Source organism: Exiguobacterium oxidotolerans JCM 12280 (assembly GCF_000702625.1).
GTDB lineage: Bacteria > Bacillota > Bacilli > Exiguobacteriales > Exiguobacteriaceae > Exiguobacterium_A > Exiguobacterium_A oxidotolerans.
Genome location: NZ_JNIS01000001.1, coordinates 1,829,374 through 1,841,391 on the forward strand (window position 1 = coordinate 1,829,374; position 12,018 = coordinate 1,841,391).

The following is a 12,018-nucleotide window of genomic DNA, read 5'->3' on the forward strand; positions in this document are numbered from 1 at the left end:
CGCTTTTTAGGGAATACCATGTGGGAAAATCGAGGAACGCAGACGGTTTAGCGTACAATCCGTCTCGATAGCGAATGTTCACGCTTCATAAGAGTTTTTCTACCCGCTGACATCGTTGTCGGTGGGTATTTTAGATTGTGGAAGAAGAAATTGTGGGCCAGACAAGCGTCATCTATTTTCGTTGCTCTCCCCAGTCTTACCTGGAAAGCAAGGATGTCGGAAACATCCGTCACAAGAATTGATTTGGTTAGACTCATCTTGGTTTGCGGAGAAGGGGATGGTGGAAATAAATAGTACATCATCGCAGAGACTTTCGAGAAGGGAGATGCTGAACGTGCTATTCATGTTGATCGTTAAAGGATCAAAGCGTGCAGAAGCGGGTGAGCGTCCAAGTCCTGAGCTTATGGAAGCGATGTCCGAGTACAATCAAGCGTTACGCGATGCAGGGGTACATGTGATGGCGAAAGGACTCCATCCGAGTTCGAACGGGATGCGCTTTTCTTATCGTGGACCTGGAGATCGACCGATCGTTACGGAAGGGCCATTCATGCAAACAGAGGAATTGATTGCTGGATTTATTTTGATCGATGTTGCGTCACGAAAAGAAGCAATCGACTGGGCGATGCGGATGCCGGATCCGCAAGGACACGGTGAAGGGGAAATTGAACTACGACAAGTGTTTGATTGAAAGTAAGCAAACTAAAACATGACGATGAATCCAGTGCGCCGTCAGGCATGCTGGATTTATCGTCATGTTGATTTTTGAAATCATTGATGGGAAGCAATCCCCACGCGCTTACGACTGAAGAGATGTTCGTGATAGGCTTCAAAAGCAAAACGGGCGACGTTGCGGCGAGGAATCGGTCCTGTCTCCTGTGTGAAGCGGGGTGCTTCAATTAAGAGATCATTGATTTCATCGTCTTCCGTCAATTGAGTCGGACAGATGACAGTGAAGTCAACGTCAGCATCCTTTAACGTCAAGTATGCCTTCAAATGATCTTCGGCAGCAGTCGTCGAGCGTCTGCGCGATTCGCTTGACTGGAAGCGGTACTTCCCAGGTTCTTCTGAGGCATCGAGAATCCCCGCTGTCCCGATGAAGATAATCCGTTCGATCTGTTGTTCCTTCATTTTTGTGACGAGATGGGGAATCGCTGTTGAAAGAACATGTTGTTGATCCGTACCAAGACAACTGAAGACGGCAGATGAACCTTGAATGACGTTTTCTAAATCCGTTACTTCCGTTGCATCTCCTTGAATGATCGTCAATTGCGGGTGCTCCGGTAACATGTGATCGGTCGAGCGGACGAGCGCGCGGACATTGTGACCGGCTTGTAACAATAAATCGAGCAAGGGGCGCCCTGTCCGTCCCGTTGCCCCTAAAAGGCTAAGCGTTGCCATCATAATTCATCCTCTCTCGTTCATGGTGTTATAGGTATAAGAAAGAAGGATGGTCGAGCAACACGCATCGTCCATCCTTTTGTAGTTCCTTATTTATCGGCAAACATGACGCCTGCTTGTCCATAGTCCGTCTTTTCCATTTCTTCGATGAAGACGGTAATGTTTTCTTTTGGAGCATTGACTGTTTCTGAGACAGCTTCTGTTACTTTTTCGATCAGTGCACGTTTTTGTTCGACAGTCCGTCCTGAAAGCATTTTAACGGTAACGTAAGGCATAAATCGTTCCTCCTAAAAACATAGTGGCAATACGCCCTCAGTATACCGTATGGAGCAGGGGAGCCGTCAAACGGCGACATCGAAACACGAAAAGACGGGTATAAGACAGGAGTGGGGGCATATAAAAGAGAAGTAGTCGAGAGGAAAACTTAGGATGAAGAGGTGATACTAATGGAAATGGAAGCTGTTATACGAAAAAAGATTCATACCTTGCTTATTTTCGACCGGACATTACCAGAAGACACGACGTATCCACTATCGGGGACGAAAGGTTTGGAAGTCGCAGAAGTCGTTTTTGCTGAGAGCATTCCGTTTGGTCGACTCGTGACGGATAAAGAATTAGCAGCACTCGTCGGTACGCCAGAAGCGAAACGGTATGGAATGGTGACATTACTTGAAGAGGATGACCGCTTTAAGCCCCTGTTCCAAAATCGGAAGTTACCGCCTGCGATTGAAGCAGAAGTCGAGGAGCGTGTCCGAGAGCTTGCTAAACAACTGCGGGCGATTCGGTCTCGTTGCTCGTCGCTTGAACGCGTGATTTTGTTTGGTCGTGCGGCACAGACACTTTACGACCGGGCATTGACGCGCTTGGAAGAATCAAATCCACCTGCGCATGAAGAATTGAGCTCACTTGAATGTCTCCGTCTGCCGACGATTCGGCGTGTGACGAAAGAACAGCTAGAACAAGTGAAACGCTAAGCGGGACTTGCGTCAGCAGTTGAATGCGGTATGATAGAAGCAACAGCTGTAAAAGGGGTCGAGTAAAGATGGAAAAGAAGATTAACTTCAATATCATTTCAGATAATTCAACAGACGGACATGGTGGATTTGGTGTCGGGACACTCAGTTTGAACAGTATGTCACCGGTCATCATCTCACCAGAGGACGGCGAAGCATACATCGATATGGGTGCCATGCATGCGAAAGCAGCAATTGAGAAGCGGATTAAGTTCACGACGGATCGAGCGGACGCACCGAATGGGAAACTGTACTGGATCGTTTGGGTCACGGTAGGACGTAAGCCAGAAGGGTTTTATTACGGAGGCGTCGCAGCGTGCGATTTATTAGTCGACGTCGAAGCACGGCGCGGGTTTAAAATCTTAGCTGATCACGTCAATAAAATGGACAAGTCACTCAAGGGACGTATCGTCGTTGATCAGATGGATGATACGTCAAAAGGACTGCTTCGTGAATTCCTGATGACACATAAACCGGAAATGTGGGCGAACGCAGAGCCTGAGTTACATGATGCACTCGCATAACTAAAAAAATCGCCGTCTCCTAGGAGGCGGCGATTTTTTATTGTGATTTTAAAGTGATGACTACGATTTCCGGACGATTGAACAACCGGAACGGGAAAAGGCTATTACCAAGGCCGCGACTGACGATGAGTTGTGTCGTATCCACTGTGTATTGACCGGCCGTCCGTTTCGGGAAAAATCCTTGTCCAGGTGCATACAAGCCATCTGTGAAAGGAAGTCGGATTTGACCGCCGTGAGCATGACCGGACAGAACGAGATCGATTTGCCGCTCCGCATAGAGCGGTACATATTCCGGACGATGGGCGAGTAAGAGTTGAAATGTCGATGGATCGACCGTTTCTTGTGCGGAAGCGAGGCTTTTCCGAGTTCCGTCAGACTCTTGGAGACCTTCGCTCCAGCGTGTCGTCGTTGGGTCGTCGATGCCGAGTAGAGTGATGTTTGCACCGTTATATTCGAGCGAGACTGCCGTATTCCGTAAAATTTGTACACCAATCGCTTCGAGTTTCGGTAAAAGGGTCAAGTTGCGACGAACTTCATGGTTTCCCGTGACGAAATAGACAGGATAGTCCGCAGTCAATTGTTTCATCAAAGTCAGCGCAGCGGCTTCTCCGTTTCGGCGAGAGTCGATTAAATCCCCGGTCATCACGATGAGGTCAGGCCGTGCTTGAGTAATTTTTTTGAGTAGCTTCGTTTGTTTTGAATCGAAGGATTTCCCGTGTAAGTCAGCGATTTGGACGACTGTATAGCCATCGAATGCTTTTGGCAGTCGTTCTGATTCAATCGTGATTGCGGTCGTTTCAATCACATTATTTTCTTGGTATAAAAACCAACCGCCTAAGACAAGAACCCCTAATGAAACGAACCAGCGTTTTCTGACGCGCAAGACCTCACTCCTCTCTTCACTAAGCATACCAAAAAGGCACCTCGGTCCGCATTGCGGAAGAGGTGCCTGACATGATTATGCTTCTTTCTTTAAATCATCAGATGCTTTCTTTTCTTCAGGTTCGTTATACAAATCAATGAACAAGGCGATGACCATCATCCCGACAACGAAGATGAACGGGAAGGCGGCTAAAATCGCGGCAGCTTGGAGAGCGCTGAGCCCACCGGCATAAAGTAAGACAGCTGCGATCGAAGACTGGATGACACCCCATGTCAATTTGATTCGAAGGCTTGGCATCAAGCTACCGCCTGAAGAGAGCATTCCGAGTACATACGTTGCTGAGTCAGCTGACGTAATGAAGAATGTCGTAATCAAGAAGACAGCTACGATACTAAGAATCGTACCAAGCGTACCGAACGTCTCGAACAAGGCGAACATACCTGTTTCGACACCTTTATCATTGACCGTGTCAATCAAGTTTACACTGTTGAACAGTTCGTTCCAGATTGCTGATCCACCGAAAACAGAGAACCAGAGCAGTCCGAAAATTGTTGGGACAAGCAAGATACCGAGAACGAATTCACGAATCGTCCGTCCTTTTGAAACACGTGCGATGAACGTACCGACGAATGGTGACCAAGAAATCCACCATGCCCAGTAGAAGATCGTCCACCCGTTAATCCATGAACGTTCGTCCGGATTGAAGGCTGAGGCACGGAAACTCATGATCGGCAGGTTTTGTAAATAGGCACCTGTTGTTTGAACGAATAAATCCATGATGAAACTGAATGGTCCGAGGAACAAGACGCCGACCATCAAGAGCGCCGCGAGAACAAGGTTCGCGTGGCTGAGGCGTACAATACCTTTATCGAGACCAGAAGCAGCACTAATCATATAAAGGACTGAAACAACAAGGATGATCAGGAGCTGAGTCATGAACGAGTTTGGAATACCTCCGACGAGGAAATGTAAACCGCCCGAGATTTGCTGGGCGCCGAGTCCAAGTGAAGTGGCGACACCGAATGCTGTTGCGACGATCGCGAGAACTTCAACCGTCCCTTTACCTGCAGCTTCATATTTCGGTTTCATAAGCGAAGCGACAGTATCGCCGATTGTGGCAGGACGTCCTTTACGGAATGTCGAGTAAGCGATTGCTAATGCGACGATGGCGTACAGTGCCCACGGGTGAAGTCCCCAGTGGAAGAATGAATAGCGCATCGCAAGACGTGCTGCTTCAGTCGGGTCGGTTGTCGCGACCGGTGGTGTGTGGAAATGCGTCAAGGGTTCCGAAACACCCCAGAAGACAAGTCCAATCCCCATACCGGCGCTAAAGAGCATCGCGAACCAAGAAATCAGGTTATATTCAGGGCGATCAGAGTCTTTTCCGAGTCGGATAGAACCGAAACGCGAGAAGACGAGGAAGATTGCAACTAATAAAAAGACGCTCATACCGAATAAGTAGAGCCAGCCGAAGCCGTTTGTAACAAAGTTTTGTGCGATTGTTGTTACGTTGCCAAGATTTGCGGCACCAATGAGTGATTCAGGTAAGATTCCCCATATGGTAAAGAGCACACAGAAAATGACGGATACAATAAAGACGTTCGTGATCTTGCTTTTTCGATTATTTTCCATCGTGGTCAACACCTTCTTTCGAATTTTACATGTTTGTTTTGTTTCGTGTTGTAAATACTGAAAAATTGCTATACAACGATTAGTAATACCCGTAACTTCAAAAACAAAACCTTATCACGCAAGTTACTACCGTAACAAACTTATAGTAAGGATGGCAAATGCTGTGGGTAATGAAAGATGGGGATTTCTAGAAAAAAAGGGTGGTAAAGTCGTTTAAACTGGCTTTGCGTAGCGATTTTTGAAAAAAATGAAAAAATCTAAAATTTCTTTTGTTTCTCTAGTATTTCCCGAAAAGATCGATTTGTAACATTTAATATCAAGCAGAATAGCAGACGGGTGATTTCATATTTGCTATCGTTGTGAAATAATCCATCAAAATCGCAGGGGGAAGAATAAATGAGTCAGGAACAGAAAAAGCAGGAAATTTTGACAGCGCTACAATCACGTCATGCGACAAAGGCATTTGATCCTTCGAAAAAGATTACACCAGCAGACTTCGCATTTATTTTAGAAACCGCGCGACTCTCACCAAGTTCATTTGGTTATGAGCCTTGGAACATGCTCGTCATCCAAAATGAAGCATTGCGTGAGGAACTTCGTGCCGTCTCGTGGGGGGCCCAAGGTCAATTGCCGACAGCGAGCCATTATGTCATTTTCCTTGCACGGACAGGTGCGCAAATGCAACCAGATGGTCCACATGTCACGCACATGATGGACGAGCTCGGTTTGTCGGATGAAGCAAAACAAGGACGGACGACACGCTATGGTCTTTTCCTTGAAGAAGATTTCAAGATTGGAAACAATGAAAAAGCAATGGAAGATTGGTCAGCGAAACAGGCCTATATCGCACTCGGGAACATGATGTCGACGGCAGCACAAATCGGCATCGACTCTTGTCCGATTGAAGGATTTGATCAAGAGGCAGTTGAAAAAATCTTAGTCGACCATGATTTACTCGACCGGACTGTATTTACGGTTCCTGTCATGGTCGCGTTCGGTTACCGGGCCGATGAACCGAAACGTGCGAAACAACGCCGTGACTTGGATGAAATCGTCACTTTCATTAAATAAGCAGCTGGACAATTTTTTTCGAATTATATAGAAGTTTCTTTCAAAATTCGGTATACTCGCATTTGTATGATTAAGAAGCGCCGTAAACGCCACTCGCATACGAACAACTTTTGTCTTGAGAAAGAAAGGGGTTCTATCGCAAATGGAACAAAAATTAAAGTTATGGTTCACGGAACACCAAACGGAAGATTACGGTATCACATTCCGTGTCAACCACGTTTATGAGAGCGAACAAACGGAGTTTCAACGCCTAGAGATGGTTGAGACGGACGAGTTCGGCACGATGTTGTTACTTGACGGGATGGTCATGACAACAGATCGAGATGAGTTTGTCTATCACGAAATGGTCGCACACGTCCCATTGTTCACACACCCGAACCCGAAATCGGTTCTCGTTGTAGGTGGAGGAGACGGCGGAGTCATCCGTGAAGTCTTAAAACATCCATCGGTCGAAAAAGCAGTTCTCGTCGAAATTGATGGCAAGGTCATCGAGTACTCGAAGAAATACCTTCCGAACATCGCAGGTGGTTTAGACGATGCACGTGTCGAAGTCATCGTGGGTGACGGATTCATGCATATCGCAGAAGCAGTCAACGAATACGATGTCATCATGGTTGATTCGACAGAGCCGGTCGGTCCTGCGGTCAACCTATTCACAAAAGGATTCTACTCTGGAATCTCGAAAGCATTAAAAGAAGACGGTATTTTCGTCGCACAATCGGACAACCCATGGTTTACACCAGACTTGATCCGTGATGTACAACGTGACGTCAAAGAAATCTTCCCAATCACAAAACTCTACATTGCGAACGTTCCGACGTATCCGAGCGGTCTGTGGACATTTACGATTGGATCGAAAAAACATGACCCACTCGCTGTCGCACCAGAGCGTTTCCATGAAATCGAAACGAAGTACTATACACCGGAACTTCACACAGCAGCATTCGCGTTGCCGAAGTTCGTCAAAGATCTAACGATTTAATTTCAAAGTAGGAGTGTTCCGTTTTCAGGGACACTCCTTTCTATGACTGGAGGAATAGAAATGCGTTTTGATGAAGCATATTCAGGTAAAGTCTTTATCGCGAGTCAGCCGACTCACGAAGATGCAAAAGGTGTATTATACGGCATGCCGATGGACTGGACGGTCAGTTTCCGTCCAGGATCACGTTTTGGTCCGGCTCGAGTCCGTGAAGTATCACTTGGTCTCGAAGAATACAGCCCATATTTAGACGGCGATATCGCCGATGCGAAATTGTTTGACGCGGGTGACATCCCGTTACCATTCGGAAACGCCCAAAAGTCACTCGACATGATCGAAGAGTACGTCGATTCGTTACTGACGGCAGGTAAGTTCCCGCTCGGCATGGGGGGCGAACACCTTGTCACATGGCCGGTCGTTAAAGCCTTTGATAAACATTACGATGATTTTGTTGTCTTACATTTTGACGCACATACGGATTTACGTGACGAGTATGAAGGCGAACCGCTCTCACACTCGACACCACTCAAAAAAATCGCCAACTTGATTGGACCGGAAAACTGCTATTCATTCGGAATCCGCTCTGGGATGAAAGAAGAATTCGAGTGGGCGAAGACGTCAGGTTACAATTTGTTCAAGTATGAAATCGTTGAACCGTTAAAGGCTGTTTTACCGAAGCTTGCCGGTAAAAAAGTTTACGTGACGATTGATATCGACGTCCTTGATCCGTCTGCTGCACCAGGAACAGGTACACAGGAAATTGGCGGCGTGACAACAAAAGAATTACTTGAAGTCGTTCATATGATTTCACGTGCTGACGTCGACGTCATCGGAGCGGACCTCGTTGAAGTTTGTCCCGCGTATGATCAGTCTGACATGACAGCGATTGCTGCTGCGAAAGTCTTACGTGAAATGATGATTGGTTTCATTAAGTAAATTTGTCTGAAATGATTGCGGGATATGTAAAAAAGTAGCGTACAAGGGGTTGTCCTTGTACGCTACTTTTTTCAGACTGTAGACAACGTGCTATTGGGAGATCAAGCATCTTTTTTCGTTGCTTTCCTCGGACGAGGCGCAAGCCGTTGCTCCTTGATCCTAGCGGACAACGAGCAGGGTCTTGCCTGCCTCTCGATACCGCATGTTTACGCTTCATAAGAGTTTGTTTCCACGCTACTTTTTTGTGGGAAATAGGTGTGCTTTCGCATGGCAATCATTTTCGAATCTCGGAAAAGATACATTTAGACGTTACAAATGCTTAGCAAAGGGTAGTGTAATCATATAGACGCCTGCCTATTTTTTACAACATCCCGAAAGGTTGTCGCGTAAATCATATGATCGATAAAACGATCCATGTGGTGCTGAAGAACCTGGTGCGTCTAAAAAGACATAGGATAGGCAGTGCATTTCTTCATTTGTACAGCCTGTCAGTTTCAGTTAAAGAAGGTGGGGTGAATGGAATACGGTAGTGAGATGATGGAGACTCCGAAAGAGGATAGCGTACAACTGTTACTCTGAGCACATCGAAATATTTACAAAGTACTGCAAATTAGTTTAAATTCAAGATGTCACCGCGAATGAAATATTTTCTTCTAGAATGAAAGGTTGGCTTGAGAAGCGAAATACATTATGACACGAGAGGTGGAAAAAATGATGAAGAAATTCATATCGTTCGTTACCGCTGCGTTTTTGTTTGCACTATTCGTGCTCCCAGTAGGTGCAGCAGATGACGCAATGGTGCGTGTAATTCACGCTTCACCAGATGCTCCGGCAGTTGATATTGCCGTCGATGGCGAAACAGCTGTCTCAGGAGCGGAATTCAAAGCTGTCACAGATTATCTCACTCTCCCAGCAGGAGAACATAAGGTTGAAGTCTTCGCTGCAGGGACAACAGAAGATCCTGTACTTTCTCAAACACTCAACATTGAAGCTGGAAAATTTTACTCAGTCGCGGCAATTGGTAAATTAGCAGATATCGAACTTGCTGTCATGGAAGACAACGGTCAAGGCGAAGACGGAAAATCAATGGTTCGCGTCGCGCACTTTGCACCGGACGCACCAGCTGTTGATGTCGCCCCTAAAGGTGGAGACGCACTCTTCAGTGACCTTGAATTTTCGAAAGTCTCAGACTATGGAACACTCGATGCCGGCACGTATGATCTCGAAGTACGACCAGCAGGCGCGATGGATGTTGTCAAAGCACTCGACGGTATTAAATTAGATAGCGGTAAAAACTATACAGCGCTTGCAATCGGTCTTCTTGAAGGAGAACCAGCGTTTGATGTGCTCTTGATTCCAGATGGCGGTGAAATGGCTGCAATGCCAGACACAGGACTTGGTGGATCAGCAGACACATCTTCTATGGCAACGACTTGGGCACTTGTAGCACTTGCAGGAGTAGCCCTCGTTGGAACAAGTTATGTCATTCGTCGTAAACAAAACGCGTAACAGTTTCTTTCTGATCTTTCTCATTCTCGCTGGATGTGGAGGAACAGAAGAATCTGTTCCTCCTTCGAAGCCAGTCGAGCAAGCGACACCTGCGATTGAGCCAGTAACACCTGAACCCGTACAAGAAAGTCGTGAAACGGCTAGTTTTATCCCGGCGACGCTATCGATTGATGCGATTGACGTAAAGGCGAAGAGCGAAATCGTTGGGAAAGACAAGCAAGGTCGGATGGATGTTCCGAAAAAAACGGAGCAGGTCGCCTGGTATCGGTACGGCGCAGAAGCGAACCAGACGGGAAATGTCATCCTCGCCGGTCATTTAGACGACACGGATGGCCCCGCTGTATTTTACGACTTAGCAAAGATGAAACCAGGACAAAAAATCGAGTTACAGTCAAAAACAGGGCAGACGCTATCTTACGTGGTGACAAACGTAACCTCCTATCCTGTAGATGAGGCACCCGTTGGTTCGATTTTTGGGGCAACGGTCGCAAAACGGCTGACGTTGATTTCGTGTATCGGAACGTTCACGAAATCAAAAGGGTACGATGAACGGTTAGTCGTAACAGCCGATCAAATCGAAGAGTAACAAGCAATACGGAATCAAAAAAAGACCAATCCATCATGGGTTGGTCTTTTTTTAGATGAAGTTCAATCTGAACGACTTAGAAAAACTTATGCATTCGATTCCGATGCTGCGACGAGATTCGTTGTCAAAGCCGAGAGACCTTGTGTCGTTTGACTGATCCCTTGAATCGTCTGAACGATTTGGCCTAAGTCATTCTTATTGCGCCCGAACATCTCCAAGTAGTTCTCCATCTCTTTTTTCACGGTATGAATGCCGCTCTTCACCTGTTGGAGCTCAGTCCGTGAAGCAGAGTTCGAACGTGTGATGTCTTCCATCTGTGAAACGAGTTCTGTGATATTTCCATTGTTCTTTTGAATCAACGTGTTGATGCTGCTACTTAAGTGTTTCGCATTTTCGGCAAGGTTGCGGACTTCGATTGCGACGACAGAGAAACCTTTACCGTGTTCGCCGGCACGTGCAGCTTCGATTGAGGCGTTTAAAGCTAACAGATTCGTTTGGTTCGCGATGTCTTCGATCCCTTGTGTCATCTTGACGATTTCGTCAGATGTCGTTTTTAACTGTTGGATGCTCGTTAATGATGTATTGACTTGACTCGTCGATTGGACGAATTGTTGTTCCATTTTGTCCATCTGTGCTTCGTTTTCTGATGTTAAGCCAACAAGGTTACGGCTTGTTTTCTCCGTCTGATCCGTCTCGGATAAGATTTGTGTCGCCCGTTGACTCGTTTCGAGAATGGCGCCTTCTGTTTGTTCGACCGTACTCGCGACCTCCTGGCTGACACGGACGACATCTTGCAGGAGACGTGTGCGTGCTTCATTCGCTGTACCTACTTCTTCTAAGCGCGCGTCGACATACTGACTTGTAACGATTTGCGCATCCAAGTTCATCGCATGAGTCAACGCGAGGATTGCTGTTGCAAGTTGCTCCGGATCTTCTTGGAAATGTTCGACGACTTTAGGAATCAGTAAGGTGTTGAATGCTGCGTAAGAAGCGATGAACCACGTGACAGGGACGAAATTCCGGTTATGCGTTTTGCCCATTCGTTTTCGCATCGCAAGAAACTTCTCGTCCATGTTTCCCGTCAAGAGGCTACCAAAATAGTCGGCAAATACTTTTTTCAGGCGTTGACGTGTCGAAGCATTTTCAGCAATCTGAACCATTTCCGGATGGAGAAGGAGATGATCGAGTACTTGTTCGAGGACTTCGTCTAATACAGAATTGACGACAGGAGCCATCGCTTTTAACGTTTGCAATTGTTCTTCAGTGTAGCCCATATATTCAAGGCGTCCTGCTAAAGTGGGATCACTTGTTTTTGTAATGAATTTTTTATCGGGAAATCCGATTTTTGCCTGATAGGTTGAGCTTGATGATTTAGTTTTAAATGGGTTGCGCACAGTAAGCCTCCGATTTTCTTCAAATTAAGAATGTAATAGTCTTATTCTTTATCGGTTGCTAAAGGAAAAAACAGTATCTTTTTTAGAAGGAAA

The 12,018-nt window shown here is 46.4% G+C and carries 13 protein-coding genes and 1 pseudogene; 8 read left to right on the forward strand and 6 right to left on the reverse strand.

Going from position 1 to position 12,018, the window contains the following annotated elements:
* Nucleotides 1–343 precede the first annotated feature (343 nt).
* The gene (locus P403_RS0109385; protein WP_235195249.1) at nt 344–688 is read left to right on the forward strand and encodes a YciI family protein; all 345 of its coding nucleotides are present in this window, start codon (nt 344–346) and stop codon (nt 686–688) included.
* A gap of 80 nt (nt 689–768) precedes the next feature.
* On the opposite strand, the gene P403_RS0109390 is transcribed toward P403_RS0109385, so the two are convergent.
* Nucleotides 769–1,398, reverse strand: coding sequence for an NAD(P)-dependent oxidoreductase (locus P403_RS0109390; protein ID WP_029332385.1), 630 nt, complete (start codon nt 1,396–1,398; stop codon nt 769–771).
* Between the two features lie 89 nt (nt 1,399–1,487).
* A complete protein-coding gene (locus P403_RS0109395; protein WP_029332386.1) occupies nt 1,488–1,673 on the reverse strand; it encodes a 2-hydroxymuconate tautomerase in 186 nt (61 codons plus the stop codon).
* Between the two features lie 171 nt (nt 1,674–1,844).
* On the opposite strand from P403_RS0109395, the gene P403_RS0109400 reads away from it, so the two are divergent.
* Both P403_RS0109400 and P403_RS0109405 read left to right on the forward strand, forming a co-directional pair.
* Entirely contained in the window at nt 1,845–2,372 is a 528-nt protein-coding gene (locus P403_RS0109400) for a hypothetical protein (RefSeq protein WP_029332387.1), read from the forward strand.
* A gap of 68 nt (nt 2,373–2,440) precedes the next feature.
* Nucleotides 2,441–2,935, forward strand: a complete 495-nt coding sequence (locus P403_RS0109405) for a YwhD family protein (protein ID WP_029332388.1) — start codon at nt 2,441–2,443, stop codon at nt 2,933–2,935.
* 37 nt (nt 2,936–2,972) lie between these two features.
* Here P403_RS0109405 and P403_RS0109410 read toward each other — a convergent pair whose 3' ends face one another.
* Nucleotides 2,973–3,818: a metallophosphoesterase gene (locus P403_RS0109410; protein ID WP_235195190.1), complete on the reverse strand. Its 846-nt coding sequence runs from the start codon at nt 3,816–3,818 to the stop codon at nt 2,973–2,975.
* Nucleotides 3,819–3,893: 75 nt separating this feature from the next.
* Complete coding sequence (locus P403_RS0109415) at nt 3,894–5,450, reverse strand: BCCT family transporter (protein ID WP_029332390.1); 1,557 nt, start codon at nt 5,448–5,450, stop codon at nt 3,894–3,896.
* 396 nt (nt 5,451–5,846) lie between these two features.
* Between P403_RS0109415 and P403_RS0109420 the strand changes: the two genes are divergently transcribed.
* From P403_RS0109420 to P403_RS0109440, 5 genes are all read left to right on the forward strand, one after another.
* On the forward strand, nt 5,847–6,521 hold the full coding sequence (locus tag P403_RS0109420) for an NAD(P)H-dependent oxidoreductase (protein ID WP_029332391.1): 675 nt from the start codon (nt 5,847–5,849) through the stop codon (nt 6,519–6,521).
* Nucleotides 6,522–6,663: 142 nt separating this feature from the next.
* Nucleotides 6,664–7,503 (forward strand): polyamine aminopropyltransferase, encoded by an 840-nt coding sequence (speE, locus tag P403_RS0109425; RefSeq protein ID WP_014969274.1) that lies wholly within the window; start codon nt 6,664–6,666, stop codon nt 7,501–7,503.
* 60 nt (nt 7,504–7,563) lie between these two features.
* Nucleotides 7,564–8,436, forward strand: coding sequence for an agmatinase (gene speB, locus P403_RS0109430; protein ID WP_029332392.1), 873 nt, complete (start codon nt 7,564–7,566; stop codon nt 8,434–8,436).
* Between the two features lie 714 nt (nt 8,437–9,150).
* Nucleotides 9,151–9,945 (forward strand): DUF4397 domain-containing protein, encoded by a 795-nt coding sequence (locus tag P403_RS0109435; protein ID WP_029332393.1) that lies wholly within the window; start codon nt 9,151–9,153, stop codon nt 9,943–9,945.
* Complete coding sequence (locus P403_RS0109440; protein WP_235195191.1) at nt 9,905–10,531, forward strand: class F sortase; 627 nt, start codon at nt 9,905–9,907, stop codon at nt 10,529–10,531. The genes P403_RS0109435 and P403_RS0109440 overlap by 41 nt, the downstream gene beginning before the upstream one ends.
* A gap of 86 nt (nt 10,532–10,617) precedes the next feature.
* On the opposite strand, the gene P403_RS17015 is transcribed toward P403_RS0109440, so the two are convergent.
* A complete protein-coding gene (locus P403_RS17015) occupies nt 10,618–11,160 on the reverse strand; it encodes a methyl-accepting chemotaxis protein (protein ID WP_420805698.1) in 543 nt (180 codons plus the stop codon).
* Nucleotides 11,161–11,382: 222 nt separating this feature from the next.
* Nucleotides 11,383–11,925, reverse strand: a pseudogene (locus P403_RS17020) (protoglobin family protein); the annotation flags it as partial.
* Between the last annotated feature and the right edge of the window lie 93 nt (nt 11,926–12,018).